The organism is Stenotrophomonas sp. Nf1 (genome assembly GCF_003028475.1).
Classification (GTDB): domain Bacteria; phylum Pseudomonadota; class Gammaproteobacteria; order Xanthomonadales; family Xanthomonadaceae; genus Stenotrophomonas.
Genome location: NZ_PYTV01000004.1, coordinates 95,616 through 117,914 on the forward strand (window position 1 = coordinate 95,616; position 22,299 = coordinate 117,914).

The window sequence follows — 22,299 nt, forward strand, 5'->3', positions numbered from 1 at the left end:
CGGCGCATGATGCCACGCGCGCTGCGAAGACGCTGCGCGCGCCCTGCCTGGTGCCTGGATCAGGCCGGGTCGGCCTGCAACGATTGGATGCGGCGTTGGTACCAGTCGCCACCGAGCGGGTCGAACACGGCAGAACGCTCCATCGGCGCTTCGTACACGTGCACCGAAATGGCCAGCGCCTGATCGCTGGCATTGCGCAGGGTGTGGTACTCGTGCGGTGGAATCAGGCTGCCGGCGCTGCCACAGCCTCCGCGCAGCGCCGCGTGGCGGCGGAATCGCCAGCGCTCGCCGGCACATTCCAGCAGTTCATAGCGGGTGATCTCCAGCTCGCCCAACCACACGCCCTCCACACACCACATGGCATCGTGGTCGTGCAGCGGCGTGCCCTGCCCCGGGCCCCAGCTCATGGCAATCACGCTGTAGCCGTGTTCGCGGCTGTGGTACAGCGGGCGTCGCGCGTAATGATCACTGACCGGACGGTGCACGCATTCGGGCAACTCGATGCGACTGTCGGTTATGGCTTCCTGCAGCGCCAGCTGCAGGTCGGCGGTGATGCGCTCGGCATCACCGGAGGTCATCGCCGCGTCGACTGCGGCGATCAACCGGTCGCGGCCACGGAACGCCGGAAACGGAGAAGTCTGCAGGTCCATGCCCCGACTGTAGCGGAGCCTGGTTAAGGGAATGTTGGTGTGGATGCGTGTGTCGTGCTGGCCTGCATGACAAGCCCGCGTGAAAAACGGTTCAGATGCGAAGACAGTCGAGCGTCACAATGGAACTCCTTGCAGTAGAAGCGGGTCGAACGGAACGCGATCCCCCTCCACTGCGACATTCCGCAACGTCGCGCCCGCGGGCGCAAGGCTAGAATTTTCCGACTTACCTGGTTCTATACATGTCAGTGCGAATTATTAGCGATGCCGCGTTGCCGGCATCGAAGGGCAAGGCTGCCACGATCAACGACATCGCACGACTGTCGGGAGTGTCCAAGAAAACGGTTTCAAGGATCATCAACAACTCGCCGCTGGTGCGCAAGGACACCCGCGACAAGGTCGAGGCGTTGATGCGCGAGGTCGGTTACGTGCCCGACCCGCTGGCGCGCGGACTCGCCTTCCGCCGCTCCTTCCTGATCGGCCTGGTGTATGACGACCCCGGCGCGCAATGCATCGTCGACCTGCAGCACGGCGCGCTGGAAGCGCTGCGCGGCACCGGCTATGAGCTGGTGGTGCATCCCTGCGACAGCCAGGATCCGGAATGCCCGCAGGGCGTGCGCCGTTTCGTGCAGCAGCAGAAGCTGCACGGCGTGATCCTGGGGCCGCGTGCGTCCGAATCGGCCGCGCTGGCGCAGATGCTCGATGACATCGATTGCCGCTACGTGCGCATCAACGCGCATGCCTCGGAGGATGAAGTGCAGGCGGTGGTCACCCACGACCGCGACGGTGCGGCGGCGGCGGCCGGTTACCTGCTCTCGCTGGGCCACCGCGACATCGCGGTGATTGCCGGGCCGGGCGACCGGCGCGCGGCGCGTGAGCGCACCGATGGTTTCCTCGACCGCCTGGCGCAGACCGGCCTCACCCTGCCTGGCGAGCGCGTGCTCGAGGCCGGTGACACCTTCGAATCGGGCGTGCATGCGGCCGAACGCCTGCTGCTCGGCGAAGGCCGGCCCAGCGCGATCTTCGCCGGCAACGACGAGATGGCCGCCGGCGTGTACCAGGTGGCGCTGCGTGCGGGCATCGCGGTGCCGCAGCAGCTGTCGATCGTCAGCTATGACGACAGCCCGCTGGCCTCGCGGCTGTGGCCACCGCTGACCTCGGTGCGCCGCCACGTGTCCGACATCGGCCGCATGGCCGCGGCGATGCTGGTGCAGACCGATCTGCCGGATGCGCCGACCGCAGCCAGCGTGCATCCGCAGTTGATGGTGCGCGGTTCCTGCCGGGCGGTGGATGCCTGAGTGCCCTGCCCGCGCCTGCGCCACAGGCGCGGTGCACAGACGGCATCAACGAAAACGGCGCACCCGGGTGCGCCGTTTTCCGTGCGAAGCGGTAGTGCTGCGCGCTTACACGTCGCCGCCGTCGGCCCAGCCTTCGCCGGTGCCCTTCTGGAACACGCGGTCGTCGGCCTGCACGTCACCGGCCGGCAGGTGCGCCTGGTCGGCCAGTGCGGCGTAGATCGGGGTGAAGTCCGGCGAGGTCGCCTGCATCAGCTGTTCGAAGCTGTCGATGACGAAGTAGGTCTTCTGGAAGGTGTCGATGCGGTACCGGGTGCGCATGATCCGCTGCAGGTCGAAGCCGATGCGGTTGGGCGCGGCCGATTCCAGCGAGTACAGCGATTCGCCCTTCGACGACACGATGCCGGCACCGTAGATGCGCAGGCCGTCGGGCGTATCGATCAGGCCGAATTCCACGGTGTACCAGTACAGGCGGGTCAGGTTCTGCAGTGCATCCGGACCGATGGCGTGGGCTTTGACGCCGCCACGGCCGTACGCCTCCATGTAGTCGGCGAACACCGGGTTCATCAGCAGCGGCACATGGCCGAACAGGTCGTGGAACAGGTCCGGTTCGGCGATGTAGTCGATCTGGTCCGGGCGACGGATCCACCAGGTCACCGGGAAACGGCGGTTGGCCAGGTGGTCGAAGAAATCCAGTTCCGGCAGCAGGCCTTCGACGCCGACCAGGGTCCAGCCGGTGGCGGCACCGAGCACTTCGTTGAGCTGGTCGAAGCGCGGAATCATGTGCGCGCTCATGCCCATCTCGTCCTGCGCGTCCAGGAACTCCTGGCAGGCGCGGCCGACCAGCAGCTCGCGCTGGCGCTGGTACAGCGTGCTCCAGGTGGCGTGGTCGTCGGCGCTGTAGGTCTCCCACGGCTGCTCGACGAGCGCGGTGGTGTACACCGGCACGTAGCCCTTGTCGGTCTGCTGGTGTTCGACGCGGCGGGGCTGGGCGAGGTCCATGGGAAGCTCCTTGACGGGATACCCACGATGCTAGGGCAGGCGGCGCGCAACAGGGTTGCAAAAGTTGCGTCGATTGGCCTTGTTGGCGCAATATCCTTGCGTACTCACCATGTTGCGGGGCAACAATGGCCGGAGAAGTCCAGTTCGATCGCACGGATATACGCCTGCTGGCCGAAATCCAGCGGGATGGGCGCGCCACCAACGCCGAACTGGCGGCGCGGGTGAATCTTTCGCCCTCGGCCTGCCTGCGCCGCCTGCAACGCCTGGAAAGCGAAGGCGTGATTGTCGGCTACGGCGCGCGGCTGGAGCCACGGCAGCTGCGCCTGGGCCTGCAGGCCTTCGTGCGCGTGCAGCTGGAAAAGCACGACCAGGCCGCCATCGGCCATTTCGTGGACAGCGTGCAGGGCTGGGACGAGGTGGTGGCCTGCCACGCCCTGACCGGCGACATGGACTATCTGCTGCACGTCTACGTGCGCGACCTGGAGCACTTCTCGCACTTCCTGCTGGACCGCCTGCTCAACGCCGGTGGCGTGGCCGATGCCAATTCCAGCTTCGTGCTGCGCACGGTGAAAGGCTTCCAGGCGCTGCCACTGTCGCAGCTGGAGCCCTGAGCGGCCCCCGGCGCTGCCGGGGGCCAGGCATCAACGGTTCAGCACTTGTCCTTGCGGCCCATCAGCTTGCCCAGGCGCGAGGCTTCCTCGCACTTCGGTGCGACCTCCGGAGCCGGAGCGGCGGCGGCGGCGCGTGCCTTCTGCAGCTGCTGGATCTTGGCGCGGATCTGCGGCATCGCCGCCATCGCGGCTTTCTCGCCTTCCAGGATCGCGGTGCCACGCTGGCTGAAATCGGCGGCACCGATGTCCAGCACCTTCGGCCGGATCACGATGTCGGCGCGCGCCAGTTCCTGTTCGCCCAGGCGCTGGCCCATGATCGAGATCGACTGGTTGACGATGCCGAGCATGCCGGTCGGTGCCTTGCCGCTGGCCTTGCTGGAGATGTCCACGGCGATCACGAAGTCGGCGCCGAGCTGGCGCGCGGCATCCACCGGCACCGGGCTGACCACGCCGCCATCGATGTAGTTGCGGCCGCCGATCTTCACCGGTTCGAACACGCCGGGAATGCTGCTCGATGCGCGCACGGCCTGGCCGACGTTGCCACGCACGAAGATCGCGCGCTCGCCGGTTTCCAGCTGGGTGGCGACGGCGGCGAACGGCTTCTTCAGGCGCTCGGCCGGGCGGTTGGCGACCTGCTCGTTGACGTAATCCTGCAGCTTCTGGCCCTGCACCAGGCCGCCGGAGAACAGGCGCACGTCGCGGATGCTGGCTTCATCCAGCGACACTGCTCTGCTCTGCATCTGGAACGCGTCCATGCCGCTGGCATACAGGGCGCCGACCACGCTGCCGGCACTGGTGCCCGATACCACCACCGGTTCAAAGCCGTTGGCCTCGAGCATCTTGATCACGCCGATGTGGGCAAAGCCCTTGGCTGCGCCGCCACCGAGGGCGATGCCGATCTTCACCGGCTTGGCCTGCGGCACGACCGTCGGCGCCGGCGGTGGCGTGGGACGCACCGGATCGCCACCGCACCCGGCCAGCAGGCCGATCAGGGCGACGGACAGCAGCATGCGGGGGCGGAACAGGCTCATCGGCAGTGCGCTCACGGCGCCGGAATCGGGAAAGGGCGCCAGCATACCGAAGCCACGGCGGGCCGGGCAGGGTGGGGGAATTCCCTATTCATAAAGGGAATGCCGGCCGCTGGCCGGCAACCCTTGGGAAACGGGCAACGGTCCATGGGGTTGCCGGCCAGCGGCCGGCACTACCGGGATGCGGTCAGAACCGGTTGTCACCGTCCAGGATGCGGCCGATTCCGCCCAGCACCGAGCCTTCGCCACGGCTCTGGCCGCCGCCCTGCGGTGCGGCCATCCACATGCGGCCGGCCAGGCGCGAGAACGGCAGCGATTGCAGCCAGACCTTGCCGGGCCCGGTCAGTGTGGCCAGGAACACGCCTTCGCCGCCGAACAGCATGCTCTTGATGCCGGCCACCCGGCGCACGTCCATGTCCACGGTCGGGTGGTAGGCCACCACGCAGCCGGTATCCACGTCCAGGCGCTCGCCGGCGGCCAATTCGCGCTCGACCACGCAGCCACCGGCGTGGATGAACACCCAGCCGTCGCCCTCCAGCTTCTGCATGATGAAGCCCTCGCCGCCGAACAGGCCGGTCATGATCTTGCGCTGGAACTGCACGCCGATCTGCACGCCGCGAGCGCCCGCCAGGAAGCTGTCTTTCTGGCAGACCAGGCGGCCGCCATGCTGGTCCAGCTTCATGGCCAGCACGGTGCCGGGGTAGGGCGCGGCGAAGGCGACCTTGGCCTTGCCCTGGCCGGTATGGGTGTACAGCGTGGCAAACAGGCTCTCGCCGGTCAGCACGCGCTTGCCGGCGGCCATCACCTTGCCCATGAAGCCGCCGCCCTGGCCGCTGTGCGAGCCGTCGCCGAACACGGTGTCCATCTGTACCGAAGCGTCCTTGAACATCAGGGCGCCGGCCTCGGCCACCGCACTTTCGCCCGGGTCCAGCTCGATTTCCACGAACTGCATCTCATGGCCGACGATGCGGAATTCGATGTCGTCGGCCCGTCCGCTGCTCGCTGCCGGGACCGGGGGCGGGGTGTTGGGCATGCCCGGGGCGGGCGACTGCAGCTCGGCCACCTCGGCGATCGGTGCCCACCCGCTCATGCCCTGGCACCAGGCCAGGGCGCGCGGATTGGCCTGCGCGTAGCGGCGCGCAGCCTCGTCATCAAGCGGGCCGATGCGTTCGGCCTGGGCGGAGGCATGGAAGTACCACTGGGTCATGGCGGCGGGTCCGTCGCGGTGGAAACCCCGAGTCTAGCGAGCCGCCGGGGGCGCGGGCGACGGCGCCATGAACGGCCGGCATTTGCGGCGCAGGTGCTGTATTGCAACAATTATCTGGTAGCGCCGTTTTACCACCCCTCCAAACACAGCCTACCGCCATGTCTCCGACCCGCACTTCCCGTGGCCGATTTCCGGTCGCGCGCCCTCTCGTTGCCGCTCTTTCCGCCCTGCTGCCGCTGGTAGCAGCCGCCCAGGAAACCCCCGCTGCCAAGGATCCGGTTGCCCTCGATGCCCTGCAGGTGACCGCGCAGCGCCGCGTCGAGAACGCCAAGGACGTACCGGTCGCACTGAGCGCGATCCAGGGCGAGAAGCTGGATGTGCTCGGCTCGGCCGGCGATGACATCCGCTTCCTGGCCGCGCGCGTGCCCAGCCTCAACATCGAGTCGTCCTACGGCCGTGCCTTCCCGCGCTTCTACATCCGCGGCCTGGGCAACACCGATTTCGACCTCAATGCATCGCAGCCGGTGTCGCTGGTGTATGACGACGTGGTGCAGGAAAGCCCGCTGCTGAAGGGCTTCCCGCTGTTCGACCTGGCCAACGTGGAAGTGCTGCGCGGCCCGCAGGGCACGCTGTTCGGCCGCAACACCCCGGCCGGCGTGGTCAAGTTCGATTCGGCGCGCCCGTCGCAGGACGCCGATGGCTACGTGCGCGTGGGCTACGGCAGCTACAACAGCTGGAACGTGCAGGGCGCCTACGGCGGCCCGCTGACCGATCGCTGGTCGGCGCGTGTCTCGGCGATCTACCAGCGCCGCGACGACTGGGTCGACAACACCCGCGTCGGCGCGCCCAACAGTGGCTTCGAAGGCTATGACGAAGCCGCCGGCCGCGTGCAGTTCCTGTACGAAGGCGACGATTTCGAAGCGCTGTTCAACCTGCACAAGCGCAAGCTCAACGGCACCGCGCGCCTGTTCCGCGCCAACATCATCGAGAAGGGTGGCAATTCGCTGGTCGAGAACTTCGACCGCGACAAGGTCGCCAACGACGGCGTCAACTTCTCCGACCTGGAAACCTGGGGCGGCAGCGCGCGCCTGCAGTGGAACCTCGGCTCGGTGACCCTGCACTCGATCACCGGCTATGAGACCGCCGAATCGCTCAACCGTGGTGACATCGACGGTGGCTACGGTGCGGCCTTCCTCGGTGCCGGCAACTACGGCCCGGGCCTGATTCCGTTCTCGTCCGAGTCGGCCGACGGCCTGCCGCACCACCGCCAGTGGACGCAGGAAGTGCGCATCGAGTCCAACGAATGGGGCCGCTTCGATTGGCAGGCCGGCGTCTTCTACTTCGATGAAGACGTGACCATCAACAACTTCAACTACGACTCGCTGACCCCGGGCAACCCGCAGACCGGCCACGTGGTGCAGAACCAGCGCAACAAGGCGTGGGCGGTGTTCGCTTCGGGCGACTTCGATGTCACCGACCGCTTCAAGCTGCGCGCCGGCGTGCGCTACACCCAGGACAAGAAGGACTTCAGCGCCAGCGTGCTGCAGGCTGTTCCGTTCGGCACTCCGGTCAGCGGCCCGTACCTGGCCAACACCGACGTCAACGACGTCAGCTGGGATCTCAGCGGCGTGTACAAGTTGACCGACGACATCAACGCCTACGCCCGTGTTGCCAAGGGCTTCCGCGCGCCGTCGATCCAGGGCCGCCTGGCCTTCGCGCCGGGCCTGTCGCAGGCCGATTCGGAGAAGGTGATCTCGTATGAAGCCGGCATCAAGGCCGACCTGTTCGAGCGTCGCGCACGCCTGGGCCTGAGCGTGTTCCGCTATGACGTCGATGGCCAGCAGCTGATCGCCGTGGGCGGCACCAACAACACCGCCACCCTGCTCAATGCCGACAAGACCATCGGCCAGGGCGTGGAGCTGGACCTGGAAGCCTACCTGGCCGACAACGTGCTGCTGACCTTCGGCAGCAGCTACAACGACACCGAGATCAAGGACAAGAACCTGGCGGTGGCGATCTGCGGCGGTGGCTGCACCATCACCGACCCGACCACGGTGATCAACGGCCAGACCTACGCGCTGGTCAACGGCAACCCGTTGCCGCAGGCACCGAAGTGGATCCACAACGCGACCCTGCGCGTGGGCTTCCCGCTCAGCGATGGCAGCGAGCTGTACGCCTACACCGACTGGGCCTACCGCAGTGCGGTGAACTTCTTCATCTACGAGTCGCCGGAATTCCGCGGCCGTAGTTCGCTGGAAGGCGGCCTGCGCCTGGGCTACAACTGGGATTACGGCCAGTACGACGTGGCCGTGTTCGGCCGCAACCTGACCAACCAGACCCGCGTGGTGGGTGCGATCGACTTCAACAACCTGACCGGCTTCCTCAACGAGCCGCGTACCTGGGGCGTGGAGTTCACCGCGAAGTTCTGATGCGGTTGCTACATTGATGCAATGAAGAAGGGCCGGCGCACTGCCGGCCCTTCTGCTTTATGGGGTCAGAGCCCTTTCCTGCGGAAAGGGATCCGACCCCGATGGCACCGGCATTCCGCGCTGGGGTCAGATCCCTTTCCGAAGGGAAGGGCTCTGACCCCGGACCATCGCTTACAACGCGCTCTGCGGGCGCACCTTCAGCACCGCATTCTCGGTGGTGCAATCGCGGCTGGAATGCAGGCCGGCCTTGCGCGCGGCGGCGATCTCCTTGCGCGCGGCCAGCAGATCCTTGTTGAACGCGGCGTTGTCGTGCAGGCGGGCCACGGCGGCGGCGCCCATGAAGCGGCCTTCCAGGATGTCGCTCTGCCAGTGCACGTTGCACACCAGGCGGCTTTCGCCATAGTTGCGGCCGCGCGCCTGGATCGCATCGGCACGGTCCGGTGCGATCTCCGACAGGATCAGCGCCCAGGCCCAGCCGATCGAGGTGTGGCCGGACGGGTAGGAGCCGTTCTTGCGCAGGCCATCCTCGTCCTTCGGCGAGCAGGTCGGCTCACCGTTGACCATGAACGGGCGCGGCCGCTGGTAGCGGTTCTTGGCGGCCTTGGTGGCGGCACTGGCGTCGATCCGGCTGCGCTCCAGCAGACGGTACAGTGCCGGCGTCTTCACTGCGTCGACGTCGATGTCGGCGGCGCAGGAGAAGTGGTTGGCGCCTTCCGGGAAGCCGAGCTCGGCATCGACGCCGGCCTGAGCGAAGCGCGGGCTGCCGCGCAGCGCGCGGGCTTCACGGCTGACCTGTTCGTCCAGCGCGAGGGCGGCTGAGCCGGCCACCGGCGGCGCCGGCACCAGATCGAGGCTGGCCGGAACCGCGTCCTTGTCCAGGTAGCCGACCGCCTTGGTGGTGATGTTGGCTTCGACGGCGGTCGGCTTGGCGGCGGTGGCCGCACAGCCGGCCAGGGCCACGGCAACGGCCAGGCCGAGCAGCGGACGGGCAGGGGGGAAAATCAGCGACATGGACGGGCTCCAAAGAAAAACATCGCGCCATGATCGCAGCCCGGATACGACACCGCAGTGGCCATCGGTCATACGGCCAGACCCGGCATGGTCCGTGCCGCGATGCAAAAACCGTCATCGAATGGCGTCAATCTCCTGAATCCGGGCGCAGCGCACGGACTTTCACGCGCCTGCGCCGCGAGCATCGGCGCAACGGCGAGCGCCAGCGCCGTCCAGTTCCAGCCGGGTCGGGGGGATCCGCTGACAGAGGGAGAGAAGCGATGCGCAGCACCGCAACAGGAAGTACCGTCCTGGCCCTGCTCCTGGGCCTGGCCGCCGCACCGGCGCAGGCCGCCGATGTGGTCGGCGTGGCCTTCGTGCATGGCACCGGCGCGCAGACCAATGCCACCCAGGACTACTGGCAGCCGACCATCATCGACACCGTGCGCCAGGGCCTGCCGAACAGCAGCAACTACGTGGTCATCAACTGCGACTTCACCCAGTACATGTGGAAGCCGGAGGCCGCCGGCTGCCTGGCCAACCAGCTGACCAGCTTCATCGACAGCCGCGGCATCACCCAGCTGGTGGTGATCACCCATTCCAACGGCGGCAACGTGGTGCGCTGGATCCTGTCCAACCCGACCTACGACAGCCGCTACCCGAAGATCATCCGCACGGTGCGCAAGGTCACCGCGCTGGCACCGTCCTCGGCCGGTACGCCGCTGGCCGATGCGGTGCTCAACGGCAATACCTTTGAAACCTCGCTGGGCTGGCTGCTGGGCTACAAGAACGACGCCGTGCGCCAGCAGCAGGTGGCCAGCATGGCCACCTACAACGCGCAGAACCTGTATGGCACCGCTGGCCGCCCGGCGCTGCCCAAACCGTTCCGCGCGGTGGTCGGCAGCGATGTCGAATCGGCGGTGTGGGACAGCAACAGTTACTGCGGGGGTTATGCCGCCAATGTCGGCCTGGAGTTCACCCAGAACTGGCTGTCGTCCTGCTCCGACGGCTTCCTGGAGTGCAGCAGCCAGAAGGCCGCCGGCACCACCTGGTTCACCGACACGCAGCGCACCCAGGGCGCAGAGCCGCTCAGCCACAACCAGAGCCGTCGCGAGTGCTTCGGCCTCGGCACGATCCTGCGCAACGACCTGACCCAGTGAGGGAGACGACCATGACGATCCATTCCACCTTGCTGGCCAGCGCGGTGCTGGCGGTGCTGTCCCTCTCCACAGCGCAGGCTGCGCAGCCGTTGAATGCCGCACGTGCCGGCGATCAGGTGCCCGCTGCGCTGGTGGCCGCGCCGTTGCCGGCCGATGCAAGCGAACACGCGCCGCTGTCCTTCGCCTGGGCGCTGGACCCGGCTCAGCCATTGCAGACCGCAACACCGTATGCCTCGGTCAGCCGCAGTTATTGGCAGCAGGTTGATGGGGCGCAGCTGCAACGCGGCGTCGATCTGCCGCTGACCGCCGCAGACGCGGTGATCCAGCTGAGCCCGGCCGAAGGCGCGCGTGCATTGCCCGCCAGCGCGCTGCAGGTACGTGATCCGGCCGGGCGCAGCAGCGTGGCGCGCAGTGTCGATGCACGCGCGCTGCAGGACGCCGGCATGCCGGTGAACGATGGCAGCAGCATGCTGCGCACCGGCGCAACCAGCGCGGTCGGTGCGTACACGCTGCAGAGTGCACAGGCGCAGGGCCGCTACGTGGTACAGGTGCTGGAGCCGAACAGCCCGCTGCGGCTGGAGGTGCAGGCCAACCAGGCGCAGGTGCTGGCCGGTGGCAACGTACAGCTGCAGGCGCGCCTGCTGGAAGACGGCGCCAGCGCCGCGCAGCTTGCGTCACGGCGCGGTGGCCTGGGCGGTGAAGCGCTGCTGGTCGCGCCGGATGGCCGCAGTTGGCCGCAGCGCCTGCTGCGCACCACCGATGGCGCCCTGCGCGCGCAGGTGCGGATCCCGGCTGATGCCGGCACCGTGCAGGGCCTGTGGGAACTGCAGGTGTTCGCCCAGGCCGATGGTGTGCTGCGCGATGGCAAGGTGGCCTTCGCGGTGGCACGGCCGACCGCGCGCTTCAGTGGCCAGGCGGCACCGGACCCGGCCAGCCGCCAGGTGGCGCTGCCGGTGCAGGTGGCCGCCGCCGGCCGCTATGAGGCACGCGGCACGCTGTATGCCACGGGCCGCGATGGCCAGCTGAAGCCGGTCGCCCAGGCCCATGCGGCGGCCTGGTTCGATGGTCCGGGCGCGGGCCAGCTGGTGCTGCCGTTCGATCAGGCCACACTGCCGGCCGGCTTCGGTGCGCCGTATGAGCTGCGCGACCTGCAGCTTCAGGACCAGAGCCGGATGGCACCGATCGAATCGCGCGCGCTGGCGTTGCGATTCTGAGGCCGGGTGCAGCGGGCCGGAACATCCGGCCCTCTGCATCGACAACATGACGGGACGGCCTGACGAGGGGGTAGAGTCGACTGTTAGTCGACTGCCTTTCGCCCAGGTCGCAAAAATCCCGCGTTGCGCGCGATAGTCGACTAACAGTCGACTCTACCGCCGCCGGTTTCCCGGCCCATCGGTTTCCCAAGACCGTGGAGTTTCCCGAGGGCGTCGCCTTACCCCGCGTACGCGGTCAGCCGGCCTTCCTGCTCGCAGACGGTGATGGCCCCGCCGAACACGGCCGACAGCGGTTCACTGCGCAACAGCTCGGCGCGGGTGCCATCGGCCAGCACGCGGCCATCGCGCAGCAGCACCACACGCTCGATCTCGGGAATGATCTCTTCGATGTGGTGGGTCACCAGCACCAGGGTGATGCCCTGCTGGGCCAGCACGCGCATGGTCGCCACCAGCTGCTCGCGGGCGACCAGATCCAGGCCGGTGGAGGGCTCGTCCAGCAACAGCGCCTGTGGCCGGTTGACCAGCGCGCGCGCGATCAGCACGCGGCGGGTCTCGCCGGCCGACAGCTCGGCGTAGGCGCGTTCGCGCAGTGCCAGCGCACCGGTCATCGCCAGCGTCTCGACCGCGCGCGCGCGCATGTCGGTGGTCACCTCGCGGAAAGCCGGCACCACGTAGCTGGCGAAGAAGCCGGACAGCACCGCCTGTTCCACGGTCAGCCCCGGCATGTCGGCCAGGTTGCTGCTCAGATCACCGGTGACGATACCCAGCTGCGAGCGCAGCCGGTCCACCTGCCAGCGGTTCTGGCCGAGCACCTTCACCGCCACCGCGCCATCGCCCTGCGCCAGCGGATACAGCTCGCGGGTGATCAGCTTGATGAAGGTCGACTTGCCGCAGCCGTTGGGGCCGAGCAGGGCGGTGTGCTGGCCCTGCGCGATGCGCAGGCTGAGCCCGTGCAGCACCTTCACCTGGCCGCGCACCACGGTGGCGCGGTCCAGTTCGATCAAGGGCGGCAGCCCGGCGAGGGGCGGAGCGGCGGTCATGGCGCTGGCGTGTGGATCAAGGCTCGACAACTCAGGTCCCCAACTGTGAACGGTGCCACGGATGGCGGTGGCAATCACCGCCGCAGGGATGCAGTTTGCAACGCAAGCGCCCATCATGTCTGCCATCGCCGCGTCGATCCGGAGAGCCGCCATGCCTGATGCCCTGATGTCCCTGTTGACCGGTGGTGTGCTCGGCCTGGGCTGGTGGGCCATGCTGGCGGTGCTGCTGGTGTTCACCCAGATCACCATCTTCTCGGTGACCCTGTACCTGCACCGCAGCCAGGCCCATCGCGGCGTCGATTTCCACCCGGCGCTGGCCCATGTGTTCCGCTGCTGGCTGTGGCTGACCACCTCGATGATCACCCGCGAGTGGGTGGCCATCCATCGCAAGCACCACGCCAAGGTGGAGACCGAGGACGACCCGCACAGCCCGGTCACCCGTGGCATCGGCACCGTGTTCTGGCGCGGCGTGGAGCTGTACCGCGAGGCGCGTGGGATGCGCGCGGACATCGAGCAGTACGGGCGCGGCACCCCGGACGATGCGATCGAACGCCACCTGTATACCCCGCACGCCACGCTCGGCCCGGTACTGTTGCTGGCGATCAACAGCGTGTTGTTCGGCCTGCCCGGCGTGGCCCTGTGGGCGATCCAGATGGCGTGGATCCCGTTCTGGGCGGCCGGCGTGGTCAATGGCCTGGGCCACTGGTGGGGCTACCGCAACTACGAATCGGCCGATACCTCCACCAACCTCACGCCGTGGGGGGTCTGGATCGGCGGCGAAGAGCTGCACAACAACCACCATGCCTTCCCCAGCTCGGCACGCTTTGCGATGCGACGCTGGGAGCTGGACATCGGCTGGGGCGCGATCCGCCTGCTGCAGGCGCTGCGCCTGGCCAGGGTGCTGCGCGTGGCACCGGCCATGGACGTGCGCCCGAACATCGCCGTGCCCGACGCCGAAACCCTGAAGGCGCTGCTGTCGCATCGCTTCCAGGCGATGAACGACTACCAGCGCAACGTGTTCATGCCGGCGCTGCGCGAGGAAGCCAGCCACGCCGGCGCCAAGCTGCGCCGCCTGCTGCCGCGCCGGTTGCGCCGTGGCCTGGTCAACGATGGCCGCTGGCTGAAACCGGACAGCCGCGCACAGCTCAGCGAATGGGTGGCGCAACGCCCGCGCATCCGCACCCTGGTCGAATACCGCGGGCGGCTGGCTACGCTGCTGGAGGCGCGCGGCCACGATGCGGCCGAGCGCCTGCGCCAGCTGCAGGCCTGGTGCCATGAAGCCGAGGAAAGCGGTATCGCGGCATTGCAGGCCTATGCGGCGCGTTTGAAGGGCTACCGCCTGGTGGGCGCGTGAGGGCAGGGTACGCCGTGCTGCTGATGGCGCTGCTGCCGGGCGCGGCGCTGGCCCAGGTTACCGACACCGCCAGCTATCTGCAGCGGATGGACAGCGACGGCGACGGCAAGGTCAGCGAGGCCGAGTACGTGCCGTGGATGCTGTATGCCTTCGACCGCATGGACCGCAACGGCGATGGCGTGCTGGACGCCGACGAGCTGCCTGGCGGCAAGGGCAGGGCGATCCGCCGTGAACAGCAGCGGCAGGTGATCGTGCAGCGCTTCCACAAGCAGGATGCCAACCGCGATGGCTTCCTGGATGCACGCGAGCTGGCCGCGCCGCCGCGCTGACGCTGCACTGTCGCCGGGCCATGCCCGGCGTAGAATCGGCGCATGCCTGAACTGCCCGAAGTCGAAACCACCCGTCGCGGCCTGGCGCCGCACCTGCAGGGCCGCCGCGTGCATGGGGTGATCCTGCGCCGGGCCGATCTGCGCTGGCCGATTCCGCCGGAAGTGGCCGAGCTGTTGCCGGGGCAACGCATCGAAACCATCCGCCGCCGCGCCAAGTATCTGCTGCTGGATACCGCCATCGGCAGCGCGGTGCTGCACCTGGGCATGTCCGGCAGCCTGCGCGTGCTGCCCGGCGATACCCCGCTGCGCGCCCACGACCATGTGGATATCAGCCTGGACAACGGTCGCCTGCTGCGCTTCAACGATCCGCGCCGCTTCGGCAGCCTGCTCTGGCAGCCGGTCGGCGAGATCCACCCGTTGCTGCAGGGGCTGGGCCCGGAGCCGCTCGACGCGGCCTTCGACGGCGACTACCTGTTTGCCCGCAGCCGTGGCCGCAGCGCGCCGGTGAAGACCTTCCTGATGGACCAGGCAGTGGTGGTGGGCGTGGGCAACATCTACGCCGCCGAAAGCCTGTTCAAGGCCGGCATCAGCCCGCTGCGCGAGGCCGGGAAGATCTCGCGCGAGCGCTACCAGCGCTTGGCCGATGCAGTGAAGGAGATCCTCGGCTACGCCATCACCCGCGGCGGCACCACCCTGCGCGACTTCATCAGCCCCGATGGCGCACCGGGCTACTTCGAGCAGGAGCTGCTGGTCTATGGCCGCGACGGGCTGCCGTGCCCGAACTGTGGGCGCGCGCTGAAGCACGCCATCATCGGCCAGCGCGCCAGCGTCTGGTGCAGCCACTGCCAGCGTTGAGGCGGGCGGCCAGCGGCAGCTGAACGGGCAAGGCGCGTCTCCGCTGCCCGTTAACGTTTGTCTGCCTATCATGGCCGACCTTCCTTCTGTGCCTGACGCGCCTGCATGCAACGACGCGACTTCATCCGCAATGCCTCCCTCGCCCTGGCTGCATTCGGCCTGCCGTCCCTGCCCGCATGCGCGGCCAGCAAGAGCGGCCAGATGGGCCTGCGCCGCCTCGGCCAGCCGCAGCCGTTCGACTTCGCCACCCTGAAGGGCCAGGCGCGCGCGCTGGCGCAGGCGCCCTACAAGAGCCACAAGCGCGTGCTGCCGGGCCGCCTGGAAGGGCTGGACTGGGACCAGTACCAGTCGATCGGCTACCGCCAGGACCACGCCCTGTGGGCCGACCAGCCAGGCAAGTTCCAGGCCAAGTTCTTCCACCTGGGCCTGTATTTCCATTCGCCGGTGCGCATGTTCGATGTGGTTGACGGCAAGGCGCAGGAGCTGGCCTATGACGGCGCGGCGTTCAACTACGGCAAGAGCGGCATCAAGGATGGCGAGCTGCCGGCCGATCTGGGCTTCGCCGGTTTCCGCCTGAACACCCGCAAGGACACCGACCGCGATTTTGCTGCCTTCCTCGGCGCCAGCTACTTCCGTGCGGTCGGCAAGGAAGGCCAGTACGGCCAGTCGGCGCGCGGCCTGGCGATCGATACCGGCATGGGCAAGCCAGAGGAATTCCCCGATTTCATCGCCTATTACCTGGAGCAGCCGTCGGCCGATTCGGAGACGATCGTGGTCTATGGCCTGCTGGATTCGCCCAGCGTGGCCGGCGCCTATCGCTTTGCGATCACCAACGGCGATGTGCTGCTGATGGATATCGACAGCGCGCTGTACCCGCGCAAGGCGATCGAGCGCCTCGGCATCGCACCGTGCACCAGCATGTACCAGGTGGGCGAGAACGACCGCCGCATGGGCTGGGACTGGCGCCCGGAGATCCACGATACCGATGGCCTGTCGCTGTGGACCGGTGCCGGCGAGTGGATCTGGCGGCCGCTGCTGAACCCGCGCAATCTGCGCTTCAACATGTTCGTGGATCGCAACCCTCGCGGCTTCGGCCTGCTGCAGCGTGACCGCAACTTCGATCATTACCAGGACGACGGCGTGTTCTACGAGAAGCGTCCGTGCCTGTGGGTGGAACCGAAGGGCGAGTGGGGCGAGGGCTCGGTGCAGCTGGTGGAGATTCCCACCGTGGACGAGACCTTCGACAACATCGTCGCCTTCTGGAACCCCAAGGAAAAACCGCAGCCGGGCCAGGAGCTGCTGGTCGGCTATCGCCTGTACTGGGGCGCCGAACCGCCGGCACGCCCGCCGCTGGCGCACTGCGTGGCCAGCCGCACCGGGCTGGGTGGCATCATCGGCAAGAAGCGCGAGTACTTCAGCTGGCGCTTCGCGGTCGATTTCGAAGGCGGCGAACTGGCCGCGCTGATCGACAAGGCCGAGGTGGAGGCGGTGGTGGAAACCAGCCGTGGCCGGGTCGAGATCGTGTCGGCGCGTCCGCTGCGCGAGATCAATGGCTATCGTGCGATGTTCGACCTGGTGCCACCGGAAGGCAGCACCGAGCAGATCGATATCCGACTGTTCCTGCGCAGCGGCGGCAAGACCCTCACCGAGACCTGGCTGTACCAGTACACGCCGCCACCGGCGGGCGCGCCGGAGCGCACGTTGTACTAAGCAGGTTTATCGGCAGGGCTGCGCCCTGCACCCGCAGAGGCTCCAAGCAACGGCAACAGCCGAAGCAGAAGCTGGTTTTCTGTGGGTAGGTGGGGTGGGTCCGGTGGCGGGAGACGCCGTAAACCCATCCATGGGGGCTTGGCCGCGGCATCCATGCCGCGGACACTCCCGCCACCGGACCCACCCCGCCTTCGACAGATTGCCGCGATCTGTTGGAACTGCTCATGGGGTCAGATCCGTTTTCCGAAGGAAAACGGATCTGACCCCGGAATTTCATTCGATATCTGACAGATTTCATCCACGCATGGCGTGGATCTACTGGCCGCCGGCCAATTGTCGAAGGCGGGGCACTGTGGGTTTGCGGGGTGTGAGCCGCATGGATGCGGCGACCAAGGCTACATGGACGTACTTGCGCCGTCCCCGCACACCCACAGTGCCCCGCCATCCCACGGAATGCCAGCTTTCGCTGTTGCTGTTGCCGTTGCCGTTGCCTCTGCAGGTGCAGGGCGCAGCCCTGCCGAACACCCCTTACAGCGGCAGGGGCGCCTGCATCGGCTCGATCCGCCCTTCGCCACGGGTGATCTTCTTGAACTCGGCACGGCTGACCGATACGTAGCGGTCGTTGCCACCGATTTCCACCTGCGGGCCGTCCTGCACCGCGTGGCCATGCTCGTCCACGCGCACGGTCATCGTCGCCTTCTTGCCGCTGTGGCAGATCGTCTTGATCTCCTGCATCTCGTCGGCCCAGGCCAGCAGGTACTGGCTGCCTTCGAACAGTTCGCCGCGGAAGTCGGTGCGCAGCCCGTAGCACAACACCGGAATGCGCAGCTGGTCGACCACCTCGCTGAGCTGCCAGACCTGGGCACGGGTCAGGAACTGCGCCTCGTCCACCAGCACGCAGCCCATCGGCCCGTTCGCGGCCAGGTCCTGTTCCACCCAGTGCTGCAGGTCGGTGTCGCGGTCGAAGGCCATGCCGTCGGCGCGCAGCCCGATGCGCGAGGCGACCACGCCGGCCCCGGCGCGATCATCCAGGCGCGGGGTCAGGATCGCCACCCGCATGCCGCGCTCGCGGTAGTTGTGCGCGCTCTGCAGCAGCGTGGTGGTCTTGCCGGCGTTCATCGCCGAATAGTAGAAATAGAGCTTGGCCATCGGCCAATTCTAGTCGCCCCCCGGCTCGCCGTCGCGGATCACGGCCGGCACCCCGACGTCGACCTGGGGCGTCCGTGCCGGCCGCCAGTAGTTGTCCTGCAGGCACCAGTAGTCGGCGGCGCGCCAGTAGCGGTCGTCGTAGACGATGCTTCCCGGTGTACGGATGCCCGCCTCGCTGCCCCGGCGCTGAATGACGACCAGGCCCGTACTCACATGGCCGACACGGCTGCCGGTGATCTGCCGGCGCCCGTCGCGCAGCGCCCGTTCCATGCGCGGCTTGGCCACGCGGTCGCCGTAGTCGGCATACACCTGCTGCCCGCGCGCGATCGCCTGCGCCTGCTGCGACGGGTCCAGCCGCGCCCAGTAGTGTTCACGCAGTGCCAGGAAGTCGTGGTACATGCGCTCGGCGGCCAGGTCCATCCACACGTAGGCCATCACCGGGTCGGCGGCGGTGCCGCTGCCCTGCTGGTATATGTGCGCCACCATCGCCTGCGAGAACTTGTCGGCATAGCGCGCCGAACGCCGGTAGTACTCCAGTGCCCTGGCCGGCTGCCGGTCGCGCTCGGCGCGCTGTGCCAGGCTGCGCCAGTACAGATCCGGGTGGGCGTCGAAGAAGCCGCCGGTGAGTACCGTGTCCGGGATCGGGCGCGGTTCCTCCAGCGGGCAATCGGACGCGCCGGCGGTGGTGGTGATCGACACGATCAGCAGCAGGACCGATGCAATGCGAAATCCCTTCATGGATTCCCTCCCTGCGGGCCATGGCCCGCAAACGCATGTCAGCGCGCCGGATCTTCGACGGTGTGCAACGGGCCGACCTCGACGCTCTGGCTGCGGCTGCCGTGCTGCCAGATCTGGTCCTGCAGGCACCAGTACGCGACCGGATCCCAATACGCATCGCGGTAATAGTCGTCGCCGCTGACCGGGCGATCGGCCTCCGGCCCTTCGCCAAGGGCCAGCCGCAGCCCCGGATTGACGAAGCCGGTGCGGCTGCCGGTCATGCTGTTGCGCGCCGTGCGCAGCACGGTTTCCATGCGCGGCTTGGCCACCGCATCGCCGTAGCGTGCGTACAGCGCCGGGCCTTCGGCCAATACGCGCTGCTGTTGTGCGGCGTCCAGGCGCTGCCAATAGCGCTCGCGCTCGACCAGCAGGTCGCGGTAGCCACGTTCGGCCGCCAGGTCCATCCAGATGTAGGCCAGTACCGGGTCGGCCGCCGTGCCGGTCCCCTCCTGGTACATCCGTGCCACCAGCGCCTGCGAGGGCTTGTCGGCGTACAGGCTGGCGCGCTGGAAGCGGGCCAGTGCCTGTGCCGGCCTGCCGCGCCGCCAGGCGGTCTGGCCCAGGTCGCGCCAGTACAGATCGGGGTGGGCCTGCAGGAAGCCTTCGGTCAGCAGCGCCGGCGGGATCGACGCGACCGGCTGGGTCTGGCAGGCCTGGCCGGGGGCCGCGACCGCCGCCAGCAACAGCACGACCCAGACGATGGGCCGCCTTGGCCGTGCGAAGAGGATCGGTGACATGGACCACGCTCCTGTGTTCCGGTGCCGATTCAATACCTTACGTTCCCCAAGCACGCAAGTCAGGTGGTGCCACCAGCACCCCGCTACAATCCTGTCCCCATGCACGGTCTGAATCCTCCCCAAGCTGCCGCTGTCCTGCACATCGAAGGACCGCTGCTGGTGCTCGCCGGCGCCGGCAGCGGCAAGACGCGCGTGATCGTGGAAAAGATCGCCCACCTGATCGGCAGTGGCCGCTATCCGGCGCGGCGCATCGCAGCGATCACCTTCACCAACAAGTCGGCCAAGGAAATGCGCGAGCGCGTGGCCAAGCGCCTGCGCGAGCAGGATGCCGACGAGGTGACGATCTGCACCTTCCACGCGCTGGGCCTGAAGTTCCTGCAGATCGAGCACGCCGCGGTGGGCCTGAAGCGGGGCTTCTCGATCTTCGACGCCGACGATGCCGCCGCGCAGATCAAGGACCTGATGTACGGCGCCAAGCCCGATGACATCGAGGACATGAAGAACCTGGTCTCGCGTGCGAAGAATGCCGGCCTGTCGCCCGAACAGGCGATGGCCGCCGCACGCAGCAACCGCGAGAAGGAAGCGGCCAGCGTCTACGAGCGCTACCAGCTGCGCCTGACCGCCTTCAACGCGGTGGATTTCGACGACCTGATCCGCCTGCCGGTGCAGGTGCTGGAAGAAAACCCGGAGATCGCCGTGGCCTGGCGCGAACGCATCGGCTACCTGCTGGTGGACGAATGCCAGGACACCAACGATGCGCAGTATCGGCTGCTCAAGCAGCTGGCTGGCGAAAAGGGCAACTTCACCTGCGTGGGTGACGATGACCAGTCGATCTACGCCTGGCGTGGCGCCAACCCGGAAAACCTGCAGCAGATGGGGCGCGACTACCCGGCACTGGAAATCATCAAGCTGGAGCAGAACTACCGCTGTTCCAACCGCGTGCTGCGCGCGGCCAATGCGCTGATCGCCAACAACCCGCACGAGCACCTGAAGAAGCTGTGGAGCGACCAGGCCGACGGCGAGCGCATCCGTGTGTGGGAATGCCGCAACAGCGAACACGAAGCAGAAAAAGTCGCCGCCGAGATCGCCTTCGTGGCGCAGTCGCGCAACGTGCCGTGGAGCGATTTCTGCATCCTGTTCCGCGGCAACTTCCAGTCGCGCCCGCTGGAAAAGGCCATGCAGCTGCTGCGCATTCCCTACCACCTGACCGGCGGCACCATGTTCCTGGAACGCCAGGAAGTGAAGGACACCCTGGCCTGGCTGCGGCTGCTGGTGAATCCTGACGACGACACTGCGTTCATGCGCGCGGTGCAATCGCCCAAGCGCGACGTCGGCGCAGGCACGCTGGCCAAGCTGGCCGAGCTGGCGCAGGAAAAGGACATGCCGATGGCGCAGGCCGCCGAAGCGATCGGCGCCCTGCAGCAGCTGCCACCGCGCGCGGCCAACAGCCTGGCGCGCTTCACCGACATCCTGCGCGACCTGCGCGCGCAGACGCGGCAGATCAGTTCCGGCGACATGATCCGCAAGGTCGCCAAGGAATCGGGCCTGCTCAGCGAACTGCGCCAGCAGGCCAAGGAAGAAGCCAGCTACCAGCGCCGTGCCAACAACATCGAGGAACTGGCGCAGTGGTTCGAGGGCGGCCCGCGCGGTGCCACTGCCGCCGACCTGGCCGGCCAGCTGGCGCTGCTGTCGCGCAGCGACAAGGACGAAGGTGGCAACCAGGTGCGCATGATGACCATGCACGCCTCCAAGGGCCTGGAATTCCCGTACGTGTTCATCGTCGGCTGCGAGGACGGCGTGCTGCCGCACCAGGTCAGCCTGGATGAGGGCAACCTGCAGGAGGAACGGCGCCTGCTGTATGTGGGCATCACCCGCGCCAAGATCCAGCTTTGGATGAGTTACAGCAAGTTGACCCGCAAGTTTGGCGAGCACGTGCGGTTGAAGCCGAGCCGGTTCTTCGAGGAGATTCCGGCCGAGGAAATCCAGCGCGATGGCGCCGACCCGGTGGCCGACGCGGCGCGCAAGAAGGAGCGTGCCAGCGCGGGGCTGGCCGCGATCGAAGCGCTGTTCGATTGATCGGGGCGAAGCTGTAGAGCCGAGCCTGTGCTCGGCTTGCGTATTGACGGATCAGCCGAGCATGGGCTCGGCTCTACAATCGGCATATCCCAGCAGAGGTCCGTGCATGCATCCCATCGAAAGCGAACGCCTGCGACTGCGCCGCATCGAGCCCGACCGCGACGCGGCGCCGATGCTGGCCCTGCTCAACGATCCCGGCTTCCTGCGCTTCATCGGCGACCGCAACGTGCGCAGCGAGGAGCAGGCGCGTGAGTACATCGCGCTGCGTGTGCTGCACAGCTATGCGCTGAACGGGTTCGGCATGTATGCCATCGAGCGCAGGGCCGATGGCGCCTGGCTGGGCAATGCCGGGCTGGTGCGGCGTGATGGGCTGCCGGGGCCGGATATCGGCTATGCAGTGCTGTCGGAATTCGCAGGGCAGGGCTATGCCGGAGAAGCGGCGCAGGCGGTGTTGGCGCATGCGCGGGCGGAGCTGGGCATCGAGCATCTGTACGGCATCACCGACCTGGGCAACGTGGCGTCCGGGAAAATCCTGCTGGGCCTGGGCATGCACGAGCGCGGGGTGATCCAGTTGCCGGGCATCGAGAGCGCCAGCCGCCTGTATGCGACGCCGGGTGCGGCCGAGGTTTGATTGTGGTGGGTGCCGACCGTTGGTCGGCACGATTCCGATGCAGTGCCGACCAACGGTC

20 protein-coding genes are annotated in these 22,299 nt (G+C 67.7%); 11 read left to right on the forward strand and 9 right to left on the reverse strand.

Translation table 11 applies throughout. From position 1 onward, the window contains the following. Nucleotides 1–59 precede the first annotated feature (59 nt). Entirely contained in the window at nt 60–650 is a 591-nt protein-coding gene (locus tag C9412_RS09145; RefSeq protein ID WP_107231334.1) for a cysteine dioxygenase family protein, read from the reverse strand. A 239-nt stretch (nt 651–889) separates the two neighbouring features. Between C9412_RS09145 and C9412_RS09150 the strand changes: the two genes are divergently transcribed. Continuing rightward, a complete protein-coding gene (locus C9412_RS09150) occupies nt 890–1,945 on the forward strand; it encodes a LacI family DNA-binding transcriptional regulator (protein ID WP_107231335.1) in 1,056 nt (351 codons plus the stop codon). A 105-nt stretch (nt 1,946–2,050) separates the two neighbouring features. Here the strand turns inward: C9412_RS09150 and phhA are convergent, their stop codons facing one another. Continuing rightward, nucleotides 2,051–2,944, reverse strand: coding sequence for a phenylalanine 4-monooxygenase (gene phhA, locus C9412_RS09155; RefSeq protein ID WP_107231336.1), 894 nt, complete (start codon nt 2,942–2,944; stop codon nt 2,051–2,053). A 125-nt stretch (nt 2,945–3,069) separates the two neighbouring features. Between phhA and C9412_RS09160 the strand changes: the two genes are divergently transcribed. Continuing rightward, entirely contained in the window at nt 3,070–3,555 is a 486-nt protein-coding gene (locus C9412_RS09160; protein WP_014035441.1) for an Lrp/AsnC family transcriptional regulator, read from the forward strand. Between the two features lie 38 nt (nt 3,556–3,593). Here the strand turns inward: C9412_RS09160 and C9412_RS09165 are convergent, their stop codons facing one another. Both C9412_RS09165 and C9412_RS09170 read right to left on the reverse strand, forming a co-directional pair. After that, nucleotides 3,594–4,586 carry a patatin-like phospholipase family protein gene (locus C9412_RS09165; protein WP_107231559.1) on the reverse strand — a complete coding sequence of 331 codons (993 nt, stop codon included), beginning with the start codon at nt 4,584–4,586 and terminating at the stop codon, nt 3,594–3,596. Nucleotides 4,587–4,770: 184 nt separating this feature from the next. Beyond that, nucleotides 4,771–5,790: a TIGR00266 family protein gene (locus C9412_RS09170; protein ID WP_107231337.1), complete on the reverse strand. Its 1,020-nt coding sequence runs from the start codon at nt 5,788–5,790 to the stop codon at nt 4,771–4,773. A 158-nt stretch (nt 5,791–5,948) separates the two neighbouring features. On the opposite strand from C9412_RS09170, the gene C9412_RS09175 reads away from it, so the two are divergent. Continuing rightward, nucleotides 5,949–8,219 (forward strand): TonB-dependent receptor, encoded by a 2,271-nt coding sequence (locus tag C9412_RS09175; RefSeq protein ID WP_107231338.1) that lies wholly within the window; start codon nt 5,949–5,951, stop codon nt 8,217–8,219. A 171-nt stretch (nt 8,220–8,390) separates the two neighbouring features. Here the strand turns inward: C9412_RS09175 and C9412_RS09180 are convergent, their stop codons facing one another. After that, on the reverse strand, nt 8,391–9,230 hold the full coding sequence (locus C9412_RS09180; RefSeq protein WP_107231339.1) for a phosphatase PAP2 family protein: 840 nt from the start codon (nt 9,228–9,230) through the stop codon (nt 8,391–8,393). A gap of 260 nt (nt 9,231–9,490) precedes the next feature. On the opposite strand from C9412_RS09180, the gene C9412_RS09185 reads away from it, so the two are divergent. Both C9412_RS09185 and C9412_RS09190 read left to right on the forward strand, forming a co-directional pair. Continuing rightward, complete coding sequence (locus tag C9412_RS09185; RefSeq protein ID WP_107231340.1) at nt 9,491–10,369, forward strand: hypothetical protein; 879 nt, start codon at nt 9,491–9,493, stop codon at nt 10,367–10,369. Between the two features lie 11 nt (nt 10,370–10,380). Then, entirely contained in the window at nt 10,381–11,583 is a 1,203-nt protein-coding gene (locus C9412_RS09190) for a DUF4785 domain-containing protein (protein ID WP_107231341.1), read from the forward strand. A gap of 218 nt (nt 11,584–11,801) precedes the next feature. Here the strand turns inward: C9412_RS09190 and C9412_RS09195 are convergent, their stop codons facing one another. Beyond that, a complete protein-coding gene (locus C9412_RS09195) occupies nt 11,802–12,623 on the reverse strand; it encodes an ATP-binding cassette domain-containing protein (RefSeq protein ID WP_107231342.1) in 822 nt (273 codons plus the stop codon). Between the two features lie 151 nt (nt 12,624–12,774). Here C9412_RS09195 and C9412_RS09200 point away from each other — a divergent pair, with 151 nt between their 5' ends. The 4 genes from C9412_RS09200 (at nt 12,775) to C9412_RS09215 (ending at nt 16,871) form a co-directional block, all read left to right on the forward strand. Further along, nucleotides 12,775–13,977 (forward strand): fatty acid desaturase, encoded by a 1,203-nt coding sequence (locus tag C9412_RS09200; protein ID WP_107231343.1) that lies wholly within the window; start codon nt 12,775–12,777, stop codon nt 13,975–13,977. Next, a complete protein-coding gene (locus C9412_RS09205) occupies nt 13,974–14,306 on the forward strand; it encodes a hypothetical protein (RefSeq protein WP_107231344.1) in 333 nt (110 codons plus the stop codon). The genes C9412_RS09200 and C9412_RS09205 overlap by 4 nt, the downstream gene beginning before the upstream one ends. A gap of 42 nt (nt 14,307–14,348) precedes the next feature. Next, nucleotides 14,349–15,161 (forward strand): bifunctional DNA-formamidopyrimidine glycosylase/DNA-(apurinic or apyrimidinic site) lyase, encoded by an 813-nt coding sequence (gene mutM / locus C9412_RS09210; protein ID WP_107231345.1) that lies wholly within the window; start codon nt 14,349–14,351, stop codon nt 15,159–15,161. Nucleotides 15,162–15,266: 105 nt separating this feature from the next. Further along, nucleotides 15,267–16,871 carry a glucan biosynthesis protein D gene (locus C9412_RS09215; protein WP_107231346.1) on the forward strand — a complete coding sequence of 535 codons (1,605 nt, stop codon included), beginning with the start codon at nt 15,267–15,269 and terminating at the stop codon, nt 16,869–16,871. A gap of 528 nt (nt 16,872–17,399) precedes the next feature. Here the strand turns inward: C9412_RS09215 and C9412_RS09220 are convergent. From C9412_RS09220 to C9412_RS09230, 3 genes are read right to left on the reverse strand one after another with little or no spacing between them, the layout of a single operon-like run. After that, nucleotides 17,400–18,020 (reverse strand): thymidine kinase, encoded by a 621-nt coding sequence (locus C9412_RS09220; RefSeq protein ID WP_057498056.1) that lies wholly within the window; start codon nt 18,018–18,020, stop codon nt 17,400–17,402. Nucleotides 18,021–18,029: 9 nt separating this feature from the next. Beyond that, a complete protein-coding gene (locus C9412_RS09225; protein ID WP_258190121.1) occupies nt 18,030–18,758 on the reverse strand; it encodes a sel1 repeat family protein in 729 nt (242 codons plus the stop codon). A gap of 38 nt (nt 18,759–18,796) precedes the next feature. Further along, entirely contained in the window at nt 18,797–19,534 is a 738-nt protein-coding gene (locus C9412_RS09230) for a hypothetical protein (RefSeq protein ID WP_107231347.1), read from the reverse strand. A gap of 99 nt (nt 19,535–19,633) precedes the next feature. Between C9412_RS09230 and C9412_RS09235 the strand changes: the two genes are divergently transcribed. Together C9412_RS09235 and C9412_RS09240 are read left to right on the forward strand one after the other, a co-directional pair. Beyond that, on the forward strand, nt 19,634–21,610 hold the full coding sequence (locus C9412_RS09235) for a UvrD-helicase domain-containing protein (protein ID WP_107231348.1): 1,977 nt from the start codon (nt 19,634–19,636) through the stop codon (nt 21,608–21,610). Nucleotides 21,611–21,716: 106 nt separating this feature from the next. Then, nucleotides 21,717–22,241, forward strand: coding sequence for a GNAT family N-acetyltransferase (locus C9412_RS09240; protein ID WP_107231349.1), 525 nt, complete (start codon nt 21,717–21,719; stop codon nt 22,239–22,241). The last annotated feature ends 58 nt before the right edge of the window (nt 22,242–22,299 follow it).